The sequence below is a fragment of the Rhizobium sp. BR 314 genome (assembly GCF_047445805.1).
In the GTDB taxonomy this organism is placed as follows: domain Bacteria; phylum Pseudomonadota; class Alphaproteobacteria; order Rhizobiales; family Rhizobiaceae; genus Rhizobium; species Rhizobium lusitanum_B.
The window spans coordinates 1-23,544 of the sequence record NZ_JARWLA010000007.1 but is presented as its reverse complement, the minus strand read 5'-3'; the positions used below and the strand labels follow the sequence as shown (position 1 = coordinate 23,544).

The 23,544-nt window shown below is 58.8% G+C and carries 18 protein-coding genes; 15 read left to right on the top strand and 3 right to left on the bottom strand.

Annotated features, from left to right (window positions below; all coding sequences use genetic code 11):
• The first annotated feature begins 38 nt into the window (after positions 1–38).
• The 6 genes from cydD to hemN all read left to right on the top strand — a co-directional run bounded on the left by cydD (position 39) and on the right by hemN (position 7,836).
• Positions 39–1,760, top strand: coding sequence for a thiol reductant ABC exporter subunit CydD (cydD, locus tag QD461_RS11870; RefSeq protein WP_414088131.1), 1,722 nt, complete (start codon positions 39–41; stop codon positions 1,758–1,760).
• Entirely contained in the window at positions 1,757–3,448 is a 1,692-nt protein-coding gene (cydC, locus tag QD461_RS11865) for a thiol reductant ABC exporter subunit CydC (RefSeq protein ID WP_414087955.1), read from the top strand. Before cydD ends, cydC begins: the two co-directional genes overlap by 4 nt.
• A 79-nt stretch (positions 3,449–3,527) precedes the next feature.
• Positions 3,528–5,129 carry a cytochrome ubiquinol oxidase subunit I gene (locus QD461_RS11860; RefSeq protein WP_414087954.1) on the top strand — a complete coding sequence of 534 codons (1,602 nt, stop codon included), beginning with the start codon at positions 3,528–3,530 and terminating at the stop codon, positions 5,127–5,129.
• A gap of 6 nt (positions 5,130–5,135) precedes the next feature.
• Complete coding sequence (cydB, locus tag QD461_RS11855; RefSeq protein ID WP_414087953.1) at positions 5,136–6,290, top strand: cytochrome d ubiquinol oxidase subunit II; 1,155 nt, start codon at positions 5,136–5,138, stop codon at positions 6,288–6,290.
• A 17-nt stretch (positions 6,291–6,307) separates the two neighbouring features.
• Positions 6,308–6,421 (top strand): cytochrome bd-I oxidase subunit CydX, encoded by a 114-nt coding sequence (gene cydX, locus QD461_RS11850; RefSeq protein WP_184708296.1) that lies wholly within the window; start codon positions 6,308–6,310, stop codon positions 6,419–6,421.
• A gap of 68 nt (positions 6,422–6,489) precedes the next feature.
• A complete protein-coding gene (gene hemN, locus QD461_RS11845) occupies positions 6,490–7,836 on the top strand; it encodes an oxygen-independent coproporphyrinogen III oxidase (RefSeq protein WP_414087952.1) in 1,347 nt (448 codons plus the stop codon).
• 9 nt (positions 7,837–7,845) lie between these two features.
• Here hemN and QD461_RS11840 read toward each other — a convergent pair whose 3' ends face one another.
• A complete protein-coding gene (locus QD461_RS11840) occupies positions 7,846–9,765 on the bottom strand; it encodes a PAS domain S-box protein (protein WP_414087951.1) in 1,920 nt (639 codons plus the stop codon).
• Between the two features lie 21 nt (positions 9,766–9,786).
• Positions 9,787–10,545, bottom strand: a complete 759-nt coding sequence (locus QD461_RS11835) for a helix-turn-helix domain-containing protein (protein WP_414087950.1) — start codon at positions 10,543–10,545, stop codon at positions 9,787–9,789.
• 142 nt (positions 10,546–10,687) lie between these two features.
• On the opposite strand from QD461_RS11835, the gene QD461_RS11830 reads away from it, so the two are divergent.
• A complete protein-coding gene (locus QD461_RS11830; protein WP_414087949.1) occupies positions 10,688–11,413 on the top strand; it encodes a response regulator in 726 nt (241 codons plus the stop codon).
• 405 nt (positions 11,414–11,818) lie between these two features.
• Here the strand turns inward: QD461_RS11830 and QD461_RS11825 are convergent, their stop codons facing one another.
• Positions 11,819–12,652 carry a universal stress protein gene (locus QD461_RS11825; protein WP_414087948.1) on the bottom strand — a complete coding sequence of 278 codons (834 nt, stop codon included), beginning with the start codon at positions 12,650–12,652 and terminating at the stop codon, positions 11,819–11,821.
• A 273-nt stretch (positions 12,653–12,925) separates the two neighbouring features.
• Between QD461_RS11825 and QD461_RS11820 the strand changes: the two genes are divergently transcribed.
• The 8 genes from QD461_RS11820 to QD461_RS11785 all read left to right on the top strand — a co-directional run bounded on the left by QD461_RS11820 (position 12,926) and on the right by QD461_RS11785 (position 23,074).
• Entirely contained in the window at positions 12,926–14,110 is a 1,185-nt protein-coding gene (locus tag QD461_RS11820) for an acetate/propionate family kinase (protein WP_414087947.1), read from the top strand.
• 272 nt (positions 14,111–14,382) lie between these two features.
• On the top strand, positions 14,383–14,898 hold the full coding sequence (locus QD461_RS11815; RefSeq protein WP_414087946.1) for a GNAT family N-acetyltransferase: 516 nt from the start codon (positions 14,383–14,385) through the stop codon (positions 14,896–14,898).
• 848 nt (positions 14,899–15,746) lie between these two features.
• Entirely contained in the window at positions 15,747–16,763 is a 1,017-nt protein-coding gene (locus QD461_RS11810) for a LacI family DNA-binding transcriptional regulator (protein WP_414087945.1), read from the top strand.
• 25 nt (positions 16,764–16,788) lie between these two features.
• On the top strand, positions 16,789–18,108 hold the full coding sequence (locus QD461_RS11805) for an ABC transporter substrate-binding protein (RefSeq protein ID WP_414087944.1): 1,320 nt from the start codon (positions 16,789–16,791) through the stop codon (positions 18,106–18,108).
• A gap of 49 nt (positions 18,109–18,157) precedes the next feature.
• Complete coding sequence (locus tag QD461_RS11800) at positions 18,158–19,003, top strand: carbohydrate ABC transporter permease (RefSeq protein WP_414087943.1); 846 nt, start codon at positions 18,158–18,160, stop codon at positions 19,001–19,003.
• Positions 19,000–19,833 carry a carbohydrate ABC transporter permease gene (locus QD461_RS11795; RefSeq protein ID WP_414087942.1) on the top strand — a complete coding sequence of 278 codons (834 nt, stop codon included), beginning with the start codon at positions 19,000–19,002 and terminating at the stop codon, positions 19,831–19,833. The genes QD461_RS11800 and QD461_RS11795 overlap by 4 nt, the downstream gene beginning before the upstream one ends.
• A gap of 29 nt (positions 19,834–19,862) precedes the next feature.
• A complete protein-coding gene (locus QD461_RS11790) occupies positions 19,863–21,971 on the top strand; it encodes an ADP-ribosylglycohydrolase family protein (protein ID WP_414087941.1) in 2,109 nt (702 codons plus the stop codon).
• Positions 21,971–23,074 (top strand): ABC transporter ATP-binding protein, encoded by a 1,104-nt coding sequence (locus QD461_RS11785; protein WP_414087940.1) that lies wholly within the window; start codon positions 21,971–21,973, stop codon positions 23,072–23,074. The genes QD461_RS11790 and QD461_RS11785 overlap by 1 nt, the downstream gene beginning before the upstream one ends.
• The last annotated feature ends 470 nt before the right edge of the window (positions 23,075–23,544 follow it).

Genomic DNA, 23,544 nt, shown 5'->3' with positions numbered 1-23,544 from the left:
GGGCCGCCGTGAGTGCTTCTTCGGCCAGCGACGGGATAATGGAGAGACGAGACGTTCTAGCAACGAGCGCCTCGGAGAGCGCCTACGCTCGCCAAACCATACCACATCCGTCCGCCGAGCGAGGCGGCGCCTCAGGTATTGCGCCGGCTATTCTCTGTCTTTCCTCGCTGCTGTGGATCGGCCAGGCTGCCATGTTGGCAATCGGCGTTGGTGCGATCGCCTATGGAGGTGGGATTACCGAGGTGGCGAACCCGGCTCTGGTTGTTGCCGGCCTTGGCATTCTGCGCGCGATCCTGGATGCGGCAGGCAGCCGATTGGCGTTTCGCGGTGCCCGACGGGTGCTCAGCATGCATCGTTCGGCTGCGACGGCAGCGCTGGCGCAGCGCTCGCCGCTCGATAGCGACAGGCCTGCATCTGGTCTGGCAGCAAGTGTCCTGGGTGAGCAGGCCGAGGCAATCGTTCCCTATCTCGCGCGCTTTCGTCCCGTCCGGATGAAGGCGACCGTCGTGCCGCTGGTCATGCTGGTGTGCATTCTGCCGATTTCCTGGTTGGCAGCGCTGGTCCTGACGTTCTGTGCGCCGCTTATTCCGATCTTCATGGCGCTGATCGGATGGCGCGCTCAGGCAGCCAGCGAGAAGCACCTCGCCGAGACCGGCGGCATCAACGCCTTTTTGCTCGACCGGCTTCGCGGCCTGGCGACCATTCGCGCGCTCGACGCCGTCGATGAGACTGCGCTCCGACTGCGGGCGAATGCGGACGCGTTGCGGGTCCGCACCATGGCTGTGCTGAGGATCGCCTTTCTGTCCTCGGCCGTGCTCGAGTTTTTCGCCGCGCTCGGTGTTGCCGCCACCGCAGTTTATGTTGGTTTCAGCCTGCTGGGATCCATCGAAATCGGCACCTGGGAGGGCCGATTGACACTCACCCAAGGACTTTTCATTCTTCTGCTTGCTCCGGCCTTCTTCGAGCCGCTGCGTGAACTGTCCGCCGTATGGCACGACCGTGCTGGTGGCGAAGCAGCGCTTGCGGCGTTGAAGGAACTGGCGGCATCGCGGCAGACCATTCTCAGCGGCAACGATAGGGAGCAGGGCGCATCCGTCGGCCCAGCATCGATCGAGATCGAAGGACTGACCTTTCGCCATGCGCCCGAGCGCAAAGCCGTCACTGATCATTTCGATTTGTCGGTTGCTCCCGGAGAACACGTGGCACTCTGGGGCGCCAGCGGCTCCGGCAAGACCACGATCCTGTCGTTGATAGCAGGCCTGGCACGGCCCGAGGCAGGCGTCCTACGCATTGCCGGGATGCCGTTGCGGGATGACACCGCCGATGGCCTGCGCCGCCGCATGGCATGGATCGGTCAGTCACCGCATGTTTTCGCCGGAAGCGTCATGCGCAACGTGACGCTTGGGCGCAACGGCATTGACGCTGCCGCGGTAGCACACGCGCTTGGTGGTGTCGCGCTCGATAAGGTTTTCACGGCCGAGCGCGTGGCCGCGGTCGGGGAGGGTGGTCTCGGTCTCTCCGGCGGCGAAGCGTTGCGGCTGGCATTGGCACGCATGATACTGGATGAGCAGGCGGATATCATCCTTGCTGATGAACCGACCGCGCATCTTGACACGGAGACGGCTTCTGCCGTCACGGATGCACTGCTCGCCGCCGCCGAGGGACGCACGCTGATCGTCGCGACGCATGACCCGGTTTTGGCCGGGCGCCTAAACAGGGTCGTGCGTCTAGACGCGCAATCACTGGGGGGGGCAGCATGAAGGGCGGGCTCAAGACACTTTTACCTGTCGTCAAACTCTTTTGGAGCGAGCGCGGTACAAGCCTTGCATTAGGCGCCGGGCTTTCCGCTCTGGCGATGCTTGCCGGTGGCGGCTTGCTCGGTCTTTCCGGCTGGTTCATCACGGCTTCGGCTTTTGCGGGCCTGACGGTTGCAAGCGCCATGGTCTTTGACGTCTTCATGCCGTCTGCCGGTATTCGCCTGCTGGCAATCGGCCGAACGGCGACGCGTTATGGTGAGCGGCTTGTCACGCATGACGCGACCCTTAAGGTGCTAGCGGCGCTACGCGAACGGCTATTTCGTGGCTGGGCGGAACCTGCAGCCGCGGCCATGATGATCCGCCGTCCGGCAAAGCTGCTGTTTCGGCTGATGAATGACGTCGATGCGCTCGATTCGCTCTATCTGCGTGTGCTGGTGCCAGCCGTTGTCGCCATACTCGCCGCCTGTGCTGTCACCGTAGCGCTCTGTTTTGTCGATCCGGTTCTTGGCGGCATCGCCGGACTGTGGTTGGCCGTGGTCTGCCTGGGTCTCTCGCTCGTCGGCGGACGTATGGCTCTGAAGCCGGGGCGCCGTCGCGCCCATGCGATGGAAGCGCTGCGCGCCCGAAGCATCGATCTCGTTGCCGGCCAGACGGAGCTTGCGATGGTCGGGCAATTGCAGGCCCAGCGGATCGCCATTGCCGAAGCTGACAGGCGTCTTGCGAAAGCGGACGACGCTTTGAACCGGATAGATTGTGCTGTCGCTGCAGGCTTCTCGCTTGCTTCCACATTGCTGCTGACCGCAACTTTATTGACGGTGGCTCTGCTCGCCAAACAGGGGACGATCGGTGCCCCTGCGGCAGCCTTCGCATTGCTCGTCGCCTTCGCTGCCACCGAGCCTTTTGCGGCCATGCGTCGCGGAGTTCTCGAACTTGGACGGACGTTGCTGGCAGCCAGGCGCATCGCGCCTCGGCTCAAAGCAGGGACGACAGTGCGGGCTATTGCAAGACCGGGCGACGGCTATGCCTTCCAGCTCACGAATGTGTCGGCGGGAAATGATGAAGCGGTGCAGCCGGTTCTGCTGGATCTCTCTTTGTCACTGACCGTTGGAGAGCGGCTGGCCGTGGTCGGCCCGAGTGGTGTCGGTAAATCGACGTTGTTGGCGCTGCTCGCCGGCGAGATCGCACCGCGCGGCGGAGCAGTCAACCGCCTGCCGGCCACAAGATTGACGCAGCGCAGCGAGCTTTTTCAGGACACGGTGCGTGGCAATCTCCAGCTGGCCGCGCCGAGTGCCGATGATTGTCGCCTGCGCGAGGCTCTCGCGGCTGCGAGCTTGCTCCAGGATGTCGAAGCTTTGCCGCATGGTCTGTCGACGCGGCTTGGCGAAGGAGGTGCTGGTCTTTCTGGGGGCCAATTGCGGCGACTGGCGCTTGCGCGGCTTCTTCTGCGCGACACGGCGCTCTGGTTGCTCGATGAGCCGACGGAGGGCCTCGATGCAACGACGGCGCAGGCGGTGCTAGACGGCCTGGCCGCGGCCGCCGCTGGACGCAGCCTTGTCATTGCCACTCATATTCGCCGGGAAGCCACTTTGGCCGACCGCATCGTGCTTCTGGAGGCCGGCGGCATTGCCGGCAGCGCACTCCGCGGCACGCCGGAATTCGAAATGCTTCTCGACCGGCTTCGGCCGGACTGAGGGGTAAACAACATGCTTGCGGCGCGTCGAATGGCGCCGCCTTCCTGTCAGACACACCGTAGGGGGTGGGAGAAAGACTATGGAACTTGATATCGTGGCGTTATCGCGCCTGCAGTTTGCCATGACGGCGCTGTATCACTTCTTATTCGTGCCGCTGACGCTTGGCCTGTCGGTGCTGCTTGCCATCATGGAAACGACATATGTCATGACCGGCCGGCAGATCTGGCGCCAGATGACGAAGTTCTGGGGGACGCTCTTCGGCATCAATTTCGCGATTGGTGTCGCCACCGGCATCGTGATGGAGTTCCAGTTCGGCATGAACTGGAGCTATTACAGCTACTATGTCGGCGATATTTTCGGCGCCCCACTGGCGATCGAAGGCTTGATGGCCTTCTTTCTCGAGGCGACCTTTGTCGGCCTGTTCTTCTTCGGCTGGGACCGGCTGTCCAAAGTCGGGCATCTTGTTGCGACCTGGGCTGTTGCGCTCGGCTCCAACTTCTCGGCCTTGTGGATCCTGATCGCCAATGGCTGGATGCAGAATCCTGCCGGTTCGGCGCTCAATCCGCAGACGATGCGCATGGAGATCGTCAGCTTCTTCGACGTCGTCTTCAATCCGGTGGCTCAGGCCAAATTCGTCCATACCGTTTCGGCCGGCTACGTCTGTGCCTCGGTCTTCGTTCTGGGCGTCTCGGCCTGGTATCTGCTGAAGGGGCGTAGCGTCGAACTGGCRAAGCGCTCGATGACGGTTGCGGCCTCCTTCGGTCTCGCCTCCGCCCTTTCGGTGGTCGTCCTGGGTGACGAGAGCGGCTATCTGACGACGGAACATCAGAAGATGAAGCTGGCGGCGATCGAAGGCATGTGGAAGACCGAGCCGGCGCCGGCCGCCTTCACCGCCTTCGGCTTTCCGGATCAGGAAGCACGCGAGACCCATTACGCCGTGCATATTCCCTGGGTGATGGGCCTGATCGGTACCCGGTCTCTGACGACGGAGATCCCCGGTATCGACAAGCTCGAGCAGGAAGCCAAGGACAATATTCGTCAGGGGATCAAGGCCTATGAYGCGCTGACGAAGATCCGCACGGCAAAGCCAGCAGCGCCAGGCGATGCCTCGCAGGATGTCGCCACGGCGGAAGCCCGCACGTCCTTCGAGGATATCGGGCATCAGTTGGGCTACGCACTCCTGCTCAAGCGCTACGTCAACGATCCGCGTCAGGCGAGCGAAGAACAGATCGCGCAGGCGGCGCGCGATACCATTCCGCATGTGCCGACGCTGTTCTGGTCCTTCCGCATCATGGTCGGGCTCGGCATGTTCTTCATCCTGCTGACGACGGTGTTCTTCTGGCTGTCGGCCCGCCGCAAGCTYGACAGATATCCGCTGCTGCTGCGCATTGCCGTCTTTGCAATCCCGCTGCCCTGGGTCGCCATCGAACTCGGCTGGGTGGTTGCCGAATTCGGCCGCCAGCCGTGGATCATCGAAGGCGTGCTGCCGACGGCTGCGGCCGTCTCCAATCTCGGCGCCGGCACGGTGCTGCTGACGATCCTCGGCTTTGCTGCGCTCTACACCGTCCTCATCGTCATCGAGATGATGCTGATGATCAAGGCAATCCGTAAGGGGCCTGATCCGGACGAAAAGCCGGAGGCGAAGCTGATTTCCGAAAACCTCGTTCCGGCCGCGGAGTGACCTGCCATGATCCTGCATGAATTGATCGATTACGAGACCTTACGCGTCATCTGGTGGCTGCTRCTCGGCGTGTTGCTGATCGGCTTTGCCGTAACCGACGGTTTCGACCTCGGCGTCGGCACGCTTCTTCCCTTCGTTGCCAAGACGGATACGGAGCGGCGCATCGCCATCAACGCGATCGGTCCGACCTGGGAAGGCAATCAGGTCTGGCTGATCCTCGGGGGTGGCGCCGTCTTCGCCGCCTGGCCGCCGCTCTACGCCGTGTCCTTCTCCGGCTTCTATCTTGCCATGTTCGCCATTCTGTTCGCGTTGATCCTGCGGCCCGTCGCCTTCAAGTATCGCTCGAAGCGCGACGGCGACGGCTGGAAGGCCGGCTGGGATTGGGCCTTGTTCATCGGCGGCTTCGTTCCCTCGCTGATTTTCGGCGTAGCGGTCGGGAATGTGCTTCAAGGTGTCCCTTTCCGGTTCGACGAAGACATGCGCATTTATTACGAAGGATCCTTCTTCGCACTGCTGAACCCCTATGCGCTTCTCTGCGGCCTGTTGTCCGTCGCCATGCTCACCATGCACGGTGCGGCCTGGCTTCAGGTCAAGACGGATGGGATCGTCGCGGAGCGCGCCCGTCGCTATGGCAGCATTGCCGCGCTGGCGGTGATCGTGCTCTTTGCTCTGGGGGGKCTGTTCCTCTGGATTGATATAGACGGCTATCGCATCTCCAGCGCAATCGATGCGGCCGGACCGTCCAATCCGTTGCTGAAGACGGCCGAACATAGTCCGGGAGCCTGGCTTGCCAATTATAGCGCTCATCCTTGGATGATCGTGGCYCCGGTCCTTGGCTTTGTCGGCACGGCCGGCGCGCTGTTCGCCCTGCTCGGACGACGGCAAGTGACCGTGCTGCTGTTCAGCAAACTCGCGATCTTCGGCATCATCTCGACGGTGGGCCTGTCGATGTTCCCCTTCCTTCTGCCGTCGTCGCTCGATCCGCGATCCAGCCTGACGGTTTGGGATGCTTCGTCCAGTCACATGACGCTGTTCATCATGCTCGTCGTCACCATCATCTTCCTGCCGATGATCCTGGCCTACACCGCCTGGGTCTACCGCGTGCTCTGGGGCAAGGTCGATGCCGAGACGGTCAACGACAAGGGCGGTCACGCCTACTAACCTCAAGGAGACTTCGCATGTGGTATTTCGCCTGGCTCCTCGGCCTCCCCCTCGCAGCCGCTTTCGCCGTCCTCAACGCCATGTGGTATGAGCTCATGGATGATCAAGTCATGCAAGGCAAGCACGAGTAGGGCACACGCAGCCGGGCATACCGCCCGGCTGTCGACCGCTGAAGCAGATCCATTGAAAGAAACGTCCAGTGACCATCGATAGGCTTGCCCGTTACACCCAACCCGTACCGCGTTACACCAGCTATCCCACGGCACCGCATTTTCATGCGGGGATCGATCGTGCCTGCTATGCCGAATGGCTAAGTGAGACCGATCCAGAAAATCCCGTTTCACTTTACCTGCATGTACCTTTTTGCGATCGGCTTTGCTGGTTTTGCGGCTGTCATACCAAGCAAGTAAGACGTTACGATCCCGTCACGGAATATCTGGATGCACTTGGAGCGGAAATCGCGCTCACGGCGGCCGCATTTTCAGATCGACGGCGGGTGAACGCCATCCATTTCGGAGGCGGCTCGCCCACGATGATCGAACCTGCCGATATCGCCAATTTGCGCGCAAAGCTCGATAATGCTTTCGATCTGGATCCGGATTGTGCCATCAGCATCGAAATAGATCCACGCAATGTGGACGGTGAAAAACTCGAGGCTTGGCGCCGATTTGGTATGACGCGCGCCAGCCTCGGCGTTCAGGACTTCGACCCCCATGTTCAACACGCCATTAATCGGCTGCAAAGTCTCGAGCAAACGCAGCTTGTCGTTCAGTCATTGCGCGACGCCGGGATCGGTTCGATCAACCTTGATATCATTTACGGCTTGCCACTGCAGACAACAGAGACATTGCTGCGGACCGTAGATCTTGCCCTGTCGATGCGGCCAAACCGACTGGCATTGTTTGGCTATGCACATGTGCCCTGGATGAAAAAGCACCAGAGCCTGATAGATCAGGATAGTCTCCCCGGGCCTGCTGCGCGGTTCGACATGGTAATGGCTGGTGCGGCTCGATTGGCTGACGCCGGATATGTCCCTCTCGGGATAGATCACTTCGCCCTCGAAAGCGATAGCCTCGCAAATGCCGCTGCCGCGGGGAGACTGAGGCGCAATTTTCAGGGTTATACGACAGACGAAGCCGAGACACTAATCGGACTCGGGGCCTCTTCGATCGGGAAGCTGCCGCAGGGCTATATCCAGAACACGACTTCCACCGCTGACTATATTCGAAGCGTAAGGGGCGGTAGCTTCGCCACCGCCCGCGGTTTCGAACTTTCACCCTCCGACCGCATCATCGGCAGGTTGATCGAGAGCCTGATGTGCAATTTTTCCTTCTCCATCAACGATCTGAAGCGAGCTTTCGGAGGTGACCTCGGCTCGTTGCCAGTCGAGACAGCGCGAATTGCTACGTCGGAAGGTGCGATGGTTTCCTTTGACGGAGATGTGTTTTCGGTGAGCGCCGAAGGATTGCCTTTCGTCCGTGTTATCGCCTCCCGCTTCGATCGCTACTTACAGGCCTCCAAAGCGCGCCACAGCGCTGCTGTCTGAAGGAGACAGTCAATCAAGGAGTTCTCGAAGACGGATGGCAAGCTGGCGGGCGGTGTAGGGTTTCTTCAGCCAGCTGCCGGCTTCTGCGAGCTCGCGACCAGCAATCGTGGGCTCGGCATAGCCGGATGTGAATAGCACCTTGATTTCAGGGCGCATTGCCCGGATTTTGTGTGCAAGTTCATCCCCAGCCATGCCGCCAGGCATCACGATATCGGTAAACAGCAATGCAATGTCCTGGTTCTCCTGACAAAGGGCCAGAGCCTCGGTTCCATTGCTTGCCTCGATGACACTGTATCCGGCATCGAGGAGGCGGGAGACGGTGACGCGACGAACGCGAACGTCATCCTCGACGACGAGGATCCGCTCGAAGCCCTTTGGAATCTCAAGCTTCCTGTCGTCGTCCACACGACCCTGCTCGATTGGCGAATGCACCTGTTGAGCTGGCAGGAAAATGCGAATGCTCGTCCCCTGACCGATCTCGCTATAAAGCTGGACAAGACCACCCGATTGCTTCGCAAAGCCGTAGACCATGCTGAGGCCAAGACCGGTGCCCGCGCCCATCCCCTTTGTGGTAAAGAACGGCTCGAAGGCACGCTCCTTCGTTTCGCTCGACATGCCGACGCCGGTATCTGTCACTGCGATCAGCACGTATTCGCCGGTTCGGACCTCCGGATACATGCGTGCATAGTCGGCATCGAGCCGCAGGCGTGAAATCTCGATCGTCAAAAGCCCGCCGCGCGGCATCGCATCACGCGCATTGATCGCAAGATTGAGGAGGGCATTCTGCAGCTGCGAGCCGTCGACCAACGCTTCATTTGTGGAGCCGGTAACAATCGTTCGCAATTCGATTGCCTCGCCCAGAGTGCGACGCAAGAGATCAGAAAAGCCGGATACGAATCTGCCTACGTCCATAAGCTTCGGATTGAGGGACTGGCGACGGCCAAAGGCAAGGAGTTGGGCGGTGAGCTTCGCCCCGTCCTCGGCCGCTGCCTGCGCCTCCGAAACCAGCGACAGCAGCTTTGAATCTTGTAGCCGCGCCTCGATCATCTCCAGGTTGCCACTGATGACGGTGAGAAGATTGTTGAAGTCATGGGCCAGGCCGCCGGTCAATTGGCCGATGGCTTCCATCTTTTGCGATTGCCGAAGCTCCTCTTCGATCTTGTGGCGGCTCGTAAGATCCCGGACGAAGCCGGTAAATATCCGCTTGCCATTGGCGACCGCCTCGCCGACCGACAACTCCATTGGAAAGACCGTACCATCTTTGCGTTGCCCGCTGACGACGCGGCCGTAACCGATGATGCGGCGCTCGCCGGTTGTCAGATAGTGGGAGAGATATCCATCATGGGCCTCGCGATCTGGCGAAGGCATGAGCATGGAAACATTCTTTCCATACACGTCGTCTACCGAGTATCCAAACAGCATTTCCGCAGCGGTACTGAACGACGCGATCAAACCCGATTCGTCGATAACAATCATCGATTCAGGGACGGTCGCGAGGATCGAGCGTAGATGAGCCTCACGTTCGGCCAGATCCGCCTGGATCTGCTTTAAGTGAGTGATATCATTATCGGTCTGAATGATGACTTGCTGGTCCCGATCGGTTGAGAATGCCGAAACCCAACGGCTCGCGACAGTAATGGGCTTGCCATCCTTATGGCGATGCACAAGCTCGCCCTGCCAGGCAATCTGCCGACCGACCTTACCGCGTATTTCCTCGAGCGGCTCCGGGAAAATAGTCGCCAGCAACTCATGAACCACGCGGCCGACAGCTTCCTGTTGAGTCCAGCCGTAGAGCCGCTCGCATCCCGTCGTCCATCTCCGGATGATTCCATCGAAGTTGTGCACGACAATATTCGCGCTATCGAGGATCTGTGCGATTTCGTCCAACCTGGTTTCTGAGGCTTGCTGGCCTGTCGGCTGATCGTTCATGGAACTTCCAATTTCAACTGGTTAGTGGCGCCGCCGAGCCTTGTCCAAGGAAATGACAGACGAATAGCCATCGTCGCATTCATCGCCTTCCCCCGCCAGATGTGCAAGCATGCTCGCTTTTTTAATGCAGATAGAATGGCGGCCCGCCGGGGCGATGATACCCTTACACGTCAGCTTCGTCATGCTACGGGAAACCGTCTCGATCGTAAGACCCAGATAGTCGGCGATGTCGAGGCGGGTCATCGGAAGATCCACGACACTGCATGAACGATCCTGCCCTTGCTTACGCCGAAGTAGCTTCAACAGAAAACTGCAAACGCGCTCCTCAGCGTTCTTGCAGGACAACAATACCATTTGGTCCTGAGCGGTCGCCATCTCGTCGCAGAGGCGGGCGAGGAGTTGCGGCCTTAGTTGCGGCGAACTGCATACAGTGTCCTCGAAGGCTCGCCGGCCAAAGCGGCGTACACTCACGGGGACTACGGCTTCGGCACTATAGAGATAGCGGTCGCGGAGAGACACGCCGACGAGATCACCAGGATAGAAGAAGCCCGTTATGACGCGTCTGCCATCCGCCATGATCTTGAAAATGCGCAGCACCCCCTCCACAAGTTCAAAAAGGTGTTTTGCCCGATCGCCTTCGAAGAATAGCGTTCTGCCGGCATCCAATTGCTCCAGTGGCTGCTTTGAGAATAACGACTGGAGGCAGAGTGGTTCGGCTTCGAAAGCAACAACAACGTCGTTGTAAGTCTGAACTTGTTCAACGCTATTCGCCGACAACATGACAATCCTTCTCAAATGTTGTTCCGTTGGCGGGTAGAATGGCGGCTTGCGAGTGACAGCCGAATGCCGCGCGTGTTAGAGAATGTGCGATTTTGTAACGGATTGTCACAGGTCACAGCCCGTGTTTACTGGAACTCACGCAATGGCCCCGGATCAACAGCGGCGCGAACATCTTCTGGTCGTGGACGACGACCCCAGAATCCGGCAGATGCTGACACGCTACTTTGAGGATGAAGGATATGTCGTGCGCACGGCATCCAGCGGTTCGGAGATGCGCGCGTCTTTGCAGCAAGAGAGTTTCGATATCATCCTATTGGACTGGGTCCTGCCCGGCGGAGAGGACGGACTGGATCTTGCCCGCGAAATTCGCGGGCAGTCGGACATTCCGATCATGATGCTGACTGGTCGCGACGATGTAGTCGACAGAATTGTCGGGATTGAAGTCGGCGCTGACGACTATATCGCCAAGCCCTTTCATCTTCGGGAAGTGCATGCTCGCTTGAAGTCCATTCTGCGCCGACGCCAGCCTGTGCCAAAGGCTCCGGATAGCGAACCCGGCGATGTCCTTCGCTTCGAAGGCTGGCATCTCGATATCGGCAAGCGGCAGCTTCTGTCAGCACAAAAAAGCGAAATCGAATTGACTACCGGTGAATTCGACATGCTGGTTGTGTTCGCGCGCCATGCCGGGCGGGTGCTCAGCCGCGAGTTCCTCATGGAGGCGACGCGCGGCCGGAATCTGGAGGTTTATGATCGAACGATTGACGCGCAGATCGCGCGACTGCGCAAGAAGATCGAGATCGACCCGACACATCCGCAACTGATCAAATCGATACGGGGTGTCGGCTACGTACTCACCGCGAAAAGGTAATGGACCGGCCTGCCTCAAACGAAGCCTCACGGATCTTTGTCGTTGCCCAACACCATGGTCCGATCGGTAGAGTCGGCCATTGTTATGCATCAGCTCCCGAATTGGCAGGATTTTGCTTCCAGAAACTAATTTGCCTGAACATCAGCCGGATTGCCCGCGAACGAATGCATGCAATAAGGGCCGGCGCGACCACAGCGAGGATTTCGCGTTGGCATGGCGCAGGATGGCATCCGGCGCCATACCACCATTCCAAGGATTGAAACTGCTGCCTTCACAAGGGCATAGGCTTACGCGATCCGATCCGGCCGCAACTCGGCAATAACATCGGTGCCAACCGTGCATCTTCCTTTCTGCGGATGAAAACAGTAGGCCGCGCCTGTCGGCCGAGCCACGCGCCGATTGGTGTCAGCGTGTCATCATCAGGGGAACAGGCGCCTGCTCGAGCATCGAGCGGGTCGTCCCCCCGAAAATCCACTCACGGACCCGCGAATGCCCATAAGCACCCATCACAATCAGCTCGGCACCGATATCGACTGCATGTTGACGCAGAATGTCCGCGACAGCACGGCCTCCGCTCGACAGGATATCAACGGAAACCCGGACTCCATGTCTTGCGAGGAAGGTTGCAATATCAGCTCCGGGCTCCTCGCCGTTACGGCCGATTGTCGCGGACGGATCGACCATGACAACGCATACACCGTCGGCAGCAGTCAGTTGCTCCATCGCAGCACGAACCGCCAGACTTGATTCGTTGCGGCTGTCCCATGCGATCAGCACCGTCTTGGGGCGAAGGGAGGCCGCATATCCTTTCGGCACGAGAAGGATCGGTGCCGGCGATCGAAACAGGGCTCCGTTCAGAATTTCCTGCCGCATATCGTCATCGGTCAGAAAGCCGCCACCGATCAATGTCAGGTCGGCATACCGCGCCCGTTCTCCGATTTCATTCTCCGCCCATCCGTATTCCGTGAAGAGACTGGTCACGTCGAACGAAATATCGTCTGCCTTCAGCACGGCCTTGGTGGCTGCGACCTTTCGACCGAGACTTTCCGTCTGACGCTCGCGCTCTTCGATCCAAACCGTGGATGTCACCTCGCCGTATCCACCGATCGGAGGAGCAGCAAGGGCTGTCACCAGAACAGACAAGTGAGCCTTCGACTCCCGACACAACTCGATTGCAGAGTGCAGATCGCCGTCGTTTTGATCGACGCCGATGACGCTCAGAATGGTCTTGGCCTGCATGGTCACATCTCCTGTTTGAACTCGTTGTTCGATGGGTGTGAGCTTACGCAACGAACGAAAATCCACATTGATCTTCGTCAAGATTAGCAACCGGACAGGAATTACGGGCATTCGCCAGCTTGACTTGGGTCAAAGCGAACGGCAGCAGCTTGCCGCAAATTGACGATAGTCGTCAGGCAATGCGCATTTTGGCCAGTTCCGATGAGGGTGCCCTACCCCACGAATCATTTTCGGCAATTCCTTGACGTGTACTCTCAAACGGACAGAAGAATCATGCCGAATACGAACCTACTTCTCACATTCAATACCGGCTCCTCCACACTGAAGATCGGTCTCTTTCAATTTGACGCGGACGGCGCGCGGCGTATCGGCAAGGGACTGGTGGATTTCAGCAGAAGACCTCTCACCTTTCACCTCATCGAAGGACCGACTGCGTTCGACACTCGCCTGGAGGCTGAGGGAGGAGAAGACTTTCGGGCCGTCATCGCAGAACTGTTCGAAGTGCTGGCGGCACATTTCGATATGGCGGCAGTTCGCGTTATCGGACATCGCGTGGTTCACGGTGGCGATCGTTTCGCAGGACCTGTTGTTCTCAATGATGCCAACATCGACGAATTGGACAAGCTGGTCGCCCTCGCGCCCTTGCACCAGCCACAAGCGCTGCGAGTGATCCGTGCGATGAAACATCTGCGGCCGGCGCTCGCACAGACTGCTTCCTTCGATACGGCCTTTCATGCAACTCAAAGCGACCTGATACGCCGATTTGCACTTCCTCGGGCATTGCACGATCGAGGCATCAAACGCTATGGTTTTCACGGCCTCTCCTATGCATTTATTGCCCGACAGCTGCGCAATCTGGCTCCGGAGGTTGCCGCAGGCAAAGTCATTGTCGCCCATCTCGGCAACGGCGCCAGCCTGTGCGCCCTCGACGGCGGTGAAAGCCGTGATTGCAGCATGGGATTTTCAACGCTCGACGGAATCCCGATGGCGACCCGCTGCGGCACTATCGATCCAGGCGTGCTGCTTTATCTACTTGGAGCGAGCGGCAGGACGCTTCGAAACCTTGAGGAGATGCTCTACTACAGGTCTGGCTTGCTGGGGGTATCGGGAATCAGCGGAGATATGCGCGATCTTCTTAGAGACAAGCGCAGTGAGGCAGCCGAGGCGGTAGACCTCTTTTCCCTACGTATTGCAGGGGAAATCGGCCGCATGACGGCAACTCTCGGCGGCCTCGATGGCCTCGTTTTTACCGCCGGGATAGGCGAGCATCAGCCGGAAATCCGCGCCGCAATCTGCAGCCGTCTGCGATGGCTAGGATTGAATCTCGGCGCTGATGAGAACAGCTCTAATGCGCCAGTCATCAGCACGCTTGGAAGCAAAACTAGAGCTTTCGTAATCCCGACCGACGAGGAGCAAATCATTGCCGATGAGGCCGTGTCGGTTCTGTCAGGCGAGTGATCGAGATCGATGGCCCGACGCTTCACTCGCAATAGTCTGCAATCGACCGTTTCGAATTGGCGCGCCAGATGAAAATCAACTGACGCCACTCTCACGCATTCGCTCGGCACCGGAGAACTCGATCTCTTCGACCCACCGGAGCGCGAGTTCCTGTTACTTGCGGCACGCAGTTTGATTCCGGTCAATGCGGGCATCATCCGCAAGCTTAAGTTCATGGCCGATCGCCAGACTGGCAATCGAAAGGCAGTACCATTGGATTGGAGGAAATAATCGTGTCGGAACAGCAGTGGAATGTGACAACGCGCGACGGCCTACGGATCTTAGTCAGACCAGCCGCCAGCGACGATGAAGGGCTTCTGGCTGAACTTTTCGACCACGTCAGCCCGCAAGATCTCCGCTTCCGCTTCTTATCAGCGATCAAGCATGTCTCCCGCAAACAGATCGCAGATCTGATTGGTGTCGATCACAGCTCCGTGGAAAGCTACATCGCTTTTGCGCAAGATACGGAGACACCAGTCGCAACAGCCGTTCTAGCCTGCGACCGTAGGAAGAGACGAGCCGAAGTCGCCATTTCCGTGCGCAGCGACTTCAAGGGTCACGGACTCGGTTGGGAACTTCTGGGCTTGATGGTGCAAGAGGCCAAGGACCGAGGTCTGGATGAAATCGAGTCCATCGAAGACCGAAGCAATTTTGACGCGGTTGAGCTTGAGCAGAATATGGGCTTCACGGTCGAGCCGTATCCGGATGATCCGACACTTCTACGGCTGTCTAAATCATTGGTTGCCTGAGAAATTGGTGTCGCAGTCGCATCCGATCGCTTTCGGAATCCTGAGATTTCCTCTTCCTAACTGCCTCGTAAATCGCGAGGTCGATGGGAGAGGGGTGGTATACCAAAGATGATGCGGGCCGCGGTCGCCTGGAAACTCGGCGGGACATTGATCATCGAATACAAGCCGATTCCATGACCTGAGACTGGCAAGATCCCGGTCAGGAATTGGCTTGCGCCTCAAGACCTCCAAGGGGAGCAAATGACGAGCAAGCGTTCGCTACCCCGTAGCCTCCATCCCTCAATCGCGAGCAGAAATCCCCCGCGCAATGCCGCCGACCGGTGCGATACGACATTGACTTACATGATTGGACAATCATGGAGCGATTAGGTTGCTTCGTAGGGGCAAGCTGCTGTCTGAGGATCTCGAAATCCTTGAAAGGTTTTTCGATTTTGTCACCGAGCGGCCTTGGTTCGATCCCAGCGAATGTTCCTCAGAAGGTTTTGCAATGCGATTGATCGCCATTTATCGGTGCGACTTAACCGATCAGCAAACGGATCAAATTTGCTCCGCCGCACCGGCACCTTGAACTACGGCTCCATGCCGCCGGCACGCAGATATTTGCGGATGGTATTCCGGGACAGGCCGGTCCTGCGGCAAATCTCCCCGATCGATACATGCCCTCGAAAATGCCAGTGTCGGATCACGCTCGGTAACGCCATCTCGATCACTCCATAGCCCTCGCTGGTCCAGCCCGAAAAGCCCACTCCCACTCCGGGTCAGTTCCTAGCGGAAATCACCAACGTCACGCTTGACACCGGTGCGCGGCCGACCTATTGATACGTATCACTAATACGTATAAGTAATCAATGATGACAAACGGACGAGCAACACAAAAGGATGTCGCGAAGGCGGCTGGCGTCTCACAAGCAACCGTTTCCATGGTGCTCAGCGGCGGCGGAGCATCCATTCCCGCGGAGACCTGGGCGCGCATCACGAAGGCGGCCAAGGACCTTGGTTATGTGCCAAACCGCTTTGCGCAAGCGCTCAAGACAAGCCGCTCGATGACCATTGCCTGCATCGTCCCGGACATCACCAACCCATTCTATCCGTCGTTGATCCGAGGCATTCAGTCGATCGCTGACGGCCAGAACTACGATGTGATCACCGTCAACACGGACGGCACCCCCGAGCGCGAACGCCATTTCCTCGATTGGGCGAGGCAAGGTCGCGTCGACGGCGTGATCGGCGTTTTCTTCACGCTGAAGGCCAAGGACTTCAACCCATTGGCGGAGGCCGGCGTTCCCATCGTGAGAATCGAATCGTCTAAGAAGGGTGGTGGGGACATCCCTGTTGACGATATTTACGTCGACAGCCGCGCGGCCGCGCAAAGCGTAACTGAATACTTGCTGGGTCTCGGTCATACGCGCATCGCGCTTGTTGCGGGCCGTGGCGGCCCACAGGCGCATCGAATCGACGGGTATCGCACGGCGCTTGCAAAGCACACCCTTCCTGAGCACGTCGTCATCGACGACGAGTTTTCAGAGATGGGCGGCGTCCGTGCCGCGGGCCGGATTCTCGGCGGCGATTTCCAGCCGACGGCCATTTTTGCTGCCAACGACCTGATGGCGATCGGCGTCATGCAGTCGCTCCGCGAGCACGGTATCCGCATTCCCGACGATATCGCCGTCGTGGGTTTCGATGACATTTCCGCTGCCAAGCTCGTGACCCCAACGCTGACAACGGTCGCACAGTTTCAATGGCAAATGGGAGAACGCGCCGCACAGACGCTGATGGAACGTCTGCGCGGGGAGAAGACCGGTGCTGGAACCGCCGTTGAAATGCCCTTCGATCTCATCGTCAGGGGTTCGACGAGCAAAGAATAAAAATCAAATCGGGAGGAGAAAACCGATGCATAGACGTACAATTTTGAAAGCCGGCTTGGGCTTGGCCGCGTTGCCACTCATGTCCCGTTTCGCATTTGCGGCGGATCAGAAGTCGATATCCTTCTGGTATGAATCAGCCTCGCCAGAGAATCAGGAGAATCTCAAGAACATCCTGATCGATCCGTTCAATTTGGCGCACCCAGACGAACTTCTGACTATCGATTTCCGCGGCTCCGATCTTGACAAGCAATTGCGCGTCGCAATGCTTGCCGGCACCGGCCCCGATGTCGTCTTCACAGCCGGCCCGAGTTATGTTGCAGCGATGGCGCAGGCCGGTCAGCTTATGCCGCTTGACGACTACGCGAAGAAATACAGCTGGAACGAACGCCTGCTGCCGCTCTTCCTTGATCTTGGCCGATATAATGGCAAGCTCTACGCACTGGCAAAGACATACGAAACGCTTGGCCTCTTCTACAACAAGACCCTGTTCGATCAGAACAAATGGACGGTTCCGACAAAGATCAGCGACTTTGAGGCGCTTGCCGATGAGATGAAAGCCAAGGGCCTCACCCCTTTCGGCGCCGGCAACGCCGACTGGCGCCCAGCCAACGAGCATTATGTTTCGATCGCCTTCAACTCGATTGCGGGACCTGAGAATGTCTATAAGGCGCTGACGGGCGCCATTTCCTGGACCGATCCCGCCTTTATCCACTCGATCGATAAGCTCGCGGAGTGGTGGGACAAGGGTTACTTCGGCGACAATTATTTCTCGCTGACGCTCGAACAGGCCTTTGCGCAGATCGCCACCGGCCAAGCCGGCATGGCACCGACCGGTACCTGGAACTTCACCAACGTGCAGACCTATTTCCCGCAGAATAATGCGGAACCCGGCTTCGTCGGCTTCCCAAGCGAGAAAGGCGATCCAATCTTCGCACTCGGCATCGGCTCGACACTGTCGATCAATTCCAAGTCAGGCAATTCAAATGGTGCCGCCGCCGTTCTCGATTACATGCTCACGGACGACTACTACAGCAAGATGAACTCGGTCTGGCAGGGAGAATGGAACCTTCCGCTTGCCGATCTCTCCAAGGTCAATCTTTCCGACAAGGTACTGCCTCTCTATGAGGATGCGATGAAGCAGCTGGCGGCCGCAGTCGGCGCCGGCAAATACGGCTACACGACCTGGACCTTCCTTCCGCCCGCCACAGACACCTATCTGGTCAGCGGCATGGAAGAGGTCTGGCTGAAGAAGACGAAGCCGGCAGACTTCCTCAAGAGGCTGGACGAGACCTTCAAGCAGGAACGCGACGCCGGTAAGGCGCCGGCGGTTCCGGCCCGCACTTGATCTGGCCGCAGGGCGGCCCATAAGGCGCCGCCCTCCCCCGGAGGACAATATGCACCGACTCTATCTCGTTCCGACGATGGTCATCAACATCATCATCGTTCTCGTGCCCGCCTTGCTGACGGTGGCGCTCGCCTTCTGCAACTGGGACGGCATTTCGTCGCCCACTTTTGCTGGGCTCGATAATTTTCGCGCACTGGCTGCCGATCGCGTCTTCTGGCTGGCGCTCGGCAATAACATCATATGGACGCTGGTCTTCCTGATCGTACCGATCCTTATGGGGTTGTTGGCGGCCTCCATGCTGCTGATCGTGCGCCGCGGCAGCAATTACTTCCAGGTCGTGTACTTTCTCCCTGTTGTCATTGCGACCGCGATTACGGCCCGCATCTGGCAGGGCATGATCTATAGCCCCGTCACCGGCGTTTTCGGCCTCCTCAAGAAGTACGGCCTGCCCATTCCCAATCCGCTGACGCAGCCACCGATCGCACTATTCGGCGTCGCAACGGTCGATTTGTGGCACTGGTGGGGCTTTCTCTGCGTCATTTTCTTTGCCGCACTCCGGCAGGTACCGCAGGAACAGATCGAAGCTGCCCGCCTCGAAGGCGCGACCTATCTCCAGATGATGCGCTACGTGCTGCTTCCAAGCATCCGTCCGACCGTCACGCTCATGATGATCATGACCGTCATCTGGTCGTTTCTCGCTTTCGACTTCGTCTACATTCTGACCCAGGGCGGTCCCGCCTTTTCCAGCGAACTGCTTTCGACGCTTGCCTACAGAAAGGCTTTCTACGACCTGAACGTCGGACAGGCCGCCGCCGCCGCACTTGTCATCAGCCTTTTCGGGCTCGTCGGCACGTTCTTCTATGTGCGCGTCCAGACCAAGGAGGGCGAGCAATGAGGCTCGTTGAAAGCCGCCTGACCCTATGGGTCTGCTATGTTCTTCTTGGAATCTTCGCCTTTCTGGCGCTTTTCCCTATCGCCCTTCTGGTTCTGAACTCCTTGAAACCGGCGGCACAGATCGTGCAGAATCCACTCGGATTGCCCCAATCGATCCGCTGGCAGAATTTTGCGAACGCCTGGACGCACGCCAAATTCTCGCAGACCTTCATCAATTCGCTGATCGTATCCGGCACGACGATTGTGCTCGTCTGCACGACATCGTCGCTCACCGCCTATGTGATCGCGCGGCGCAAGATCAAAAGCTGGAAGATTTTCACCTTCTATCTGTTGGCAACGACAACTGCACCGATCCAGCTTTACATCTTTCCGCTCTATTTCGGCTTTGCCAAGCTTGGTCTCATCAACAACATCTTCGGCGTAGCACTGATCTATACCGCGCTTTACAGCCCCTTTGCCGTGATGCTGCTCAGAACCTATTTCCTCGCGGTCCCGAAGGAGCTCGAAGAGGCGGCGATCGTCGACGGCGCCACGCATTGGCAGGTCTTCTGGCGGGTCATGCTGCCAATCGTCTCGCCGGGCATTCTGACCGTGGCGCTGATCATAGGCCTGAACTCGTGGAACGAGTTTCTAATCGCGACGACCTTCTTGCAGAAACAACAAAACATGACCGCTGTCATCGCCTTCTTCCTATTGTCCGGCCAGTACAGCTCTGACTGGGGCGAGATCATGGCCGCGGCGCTCATCATTGTCGTGCCCGTCGTGGTGCTTTTTGTCTTCATGCAAAAGCGCTTCATCGAAGGCATGGCCGGCGGCTCCGTCAAGGGCTGAACGATTTTATCGACTATATGGAGTGAGCAATGCAGCTTCCGAACGACTATCTTGAACGTGTCTACGCCGGCGTCCTGGGCAAGCTCATCGGCGTCTATCTCGGCCGCCCTTTCGAAGGGTGGACCTACCACAGGATCATGGAAGAGCTGGGGCCGATCGAATACTACGTCCATGAACGCTTGAACCAACCGCTTGTCGTTACCGACGATGATGTCGCCGGCACCTTCACCTTTATCCGCGCGCTTGAAGACTACGGAATAAAGCCAAATCTTTCGGCTGGAGAGATTGGCAAAGCCTGGCTCAACTATATCGTCGAGGAGCGTTCGATCCTTTGGTGGGGTGGCAATGGTAACTCGACCGAGCACACTGCCTGGCTAAACCTCAAGAAGGGTGTGCCGGCTCCGGACTCCGGTTCGATCGCCACCAACGGTCAGGGTGTAGCCGAGCAGATCGGCGCGCAGATCTTTATCGACGGATGGGCGATGGTCGCGCCCGGTCAACCGGAACTCGCTGCAAGACTTGCCGAGCAAGCCGGAAAGGTCAGCCATGACGGCGAGTCGGTCTATGCCGCCATGCTGTGGGCCGCGATGGAGGCTGAGGCTTTCGTCACATCCGACATCGATCATTTGATCGATACAGGACTGAAGCAGATCCCGAGCGACAGCCAGATCGCAAGGCTGATCTCCGACATTCGCACCTGGCACAAGGCCCATTCGGATTGGCGCGACACACGCCAGAAGATCGAGGACAATTACGGCTACGATAAGTATCCGGGCAATTGCCACATCATGCCCAATCACGCGCTGATGATCATGACGGTTCTTTACGCGCCGCACGACTTCCAGAAAGCCCAGATGATTGTCAACACATCCGGCTGGGATACCGACTGCAACGCCGGCAATGTCGGCTGCCTACTCGGCATCATGAATGGCCTTGATAGTCTTACCGAAGGCCCCGACTTCCGCGGTCCTATCGCCGACCGTATGCTGATTTCCTCGGCTGATGGCGGCAACTCCGTCAACGATGCCGTGCGGCAGGCCTACTTCCTCACCAATCTCGGCCTTAAGCTTGGCGGGCAACAGGCGCTCACACCTCCCAAGAACGGAGCGCAATTTCACTTCTCGCTCCCCGGGAGCCTGCAGGGTTTTCGCCCGCATATAGGCCTCAGCGCGGCAAGCGGCGTGCGCGTCGGCAATACGGAGTTCGAGAGCGGCCGTGCGCTCTCGATTGACTACGAAGCGCTCGGGCCAGCACAAAACGCCATCGTGATGACGCCGACTTTTTCGCCACGCGAAATGCTCGACATGCGCACCTACGATCTGATGGCGACGCCACTCGTCTATCCGGGGCAGACGGTGACCGCACGCGTCAAGGCCGACGCTCAAAACCACGGGGCGATCGAAGCGCGCTTGCGCATCCGCGTCTATGACGGGCGCGACCAGTTGAGCGACATCGACTCCGCTGCTGTTATCATCGAACCCGGCTCGGGAGCCGTTCTCGAATGGGCCCTTCCCGAGGTCGACGGCCAGCCCGTCGCTGAGATCGGCATCACCGTGAGCGGCACCGGGCGGCGTGCCGATGGCCGGCTGCTCGTCGATTATCTCCGTTGGGACGGAGCGCCTAAACTGACGCTGAAGCGGCCGGCCGGCGATGGTGACTTCTGGCGCATGGCTTGGGTGAATGGCGCGAGCTTCTTCTCCAAGCGTTTCCCAGCCGCCTTCCGCATCTCGCAAAATAGCGGCGAAGGCATCATCATTCATGGCACCCGGCAATGGACGGATTATCAGGCGTCGGGCCAGGTGATGATCCATCTGGGCAATTATGGCGGCCTTGCTGTGCGCGCGCAGGGCCTGCGCCGCTACTACGGAGCGCGCGTGACGCGCGACGGCAAGATGCAGATTGTCAGGGTACGCGACGAGGATACCACTGTGCTGGCCGAAACGGCCTTCAGGACCGAATTCGACAGGAACATTTCAATGAAGGTCAAGGCTGAAGGCGCGCGCATTACCTTCGAGGCCGATGGCGTTTCAGTAACGGCGGAAGATACATCTTCAGACGCCTTCCGTGACGGTGGTGTCGGCCTTCTCGTCCATGAAGGAGCCTTGTCGTCGAACGAAATCCGGATTGGAGGCGTATGATGGCGACAGTCACCATAGTTAAGGCACGCAAGGCCTACGGCGCCGTGGAAATACTCCACGGCGTCTCCGCCGAGATTGCCGACGGCGAGTTCGTCGTTCTCGTGGGGCCATCGGGTTGCGGCAAGTCGACCCTGCTCAGAATGATCGCAGGCCTTGAAGACATCACTGGCGGCGAGATCGGCATCGGCGGACGGGTCGTCAACGGCCTGCCGCCCAAAGAGCGCGACATATCCATGGTTTTTCAGAACTATGCGCTCTATCCGCATATGACGGTTGCCGAAAACATGGCTTTTTCACTGACGCTTGCGGGCGCGTCGAAGGAAGAGAAGCAAAAGCGCGTGGCGCATGCCGCGCAGATTCTCGGCCTCACGGAGCTCTTGGGGCGCTACCCCCGCCAGCTCTCCGGCGGCCAACGCCAGCGCGTTGCTATGGGCCGTTCGATTGTCCGCAATCCGCAGGTCTTTCTCTTCGACGAGCCCCTCTCCAACCTCGACGCAAAACTTCGCGTCGCCATGCGCGCCGAGATCAAAAGCTTGCACCGTCGCCTTGCGACGACGACCATCTACGTCACGCACGATCAGGTCGAGGCAATGACAATGGCTGATCGCATCGTCGTCATGAATGGCGGGCATATCGAGCAGATCGGTCGGCCACTCGAGCTTTACGACAATCCGCGAAGCACCTTTGTCGCCGCCTTCATCGGCTCTCCGGCAATGAACCTCCTGAACGGGTGCTTTGACAGAGACGGCGATCGGCCAGTCTTCAAGACGAATGACGGCATTATGTTGCCCCTACTCGGCGACGCAGCAGAACTCATTGGCGTGGAGGGCGTGTACGGCATACGGCCGGAATACTTGACCTTGTCGGTGGCAAATGTGGGCATTCCGGCACGCGTGGTCGTCGTCGAGCCGCTCGGTTCTGAAACTCACATAACGGCGACCGTGGGTCAGCAGACGATCGTAGCCGTCTTCCACGATAGGCTCGACATAGAACCGGAAGAGACGATTTGGCTGCAGCCACGGACGGACAGGATCTGCCTCTTCGGCAAGAGCGGACAACGACTTTCTGGCAAAACGAATGCGCATGATCGACAACATTCGTGAACCTGCCGTGCCTTCATTTATGCGATCTTGACCCTTTTCAGTTCGCAGCAACCACGCAATCTGCGGCTGAGAGCGCAACAAGGGACGGGGCTTGCTCGCAGACAGGTCGACGCGAGACACTTTAACGAAGAATGACCGAGGCAAACGCTGCCAAATCGCTAGCGCTCCTCCCGGACTTCGAAAGAAGCCTTCCAAGAGCGCTGGCAACTGCAGCCGGTGGGACGCTGGCTTGCCCACCGGAATCGGTGGAAATCATCATTACCGAGATTTCGAAGGATGCTTGGGCAACGGCGGGCAAGCTGAAATCGGATAGCTGAGCCAATTCGACAAAGCCATTCCTGCCTGACGGTCCGAACGCGGCCGTCAGGCAGGATCTGTCGCCAAATCCTGACGTCCCCACGCCTCGGCCCAATCCATCAACCGGGCCAGCTCCTGCTTGAGGGAATGCGAGTGAAGGATATCGGTGGCGT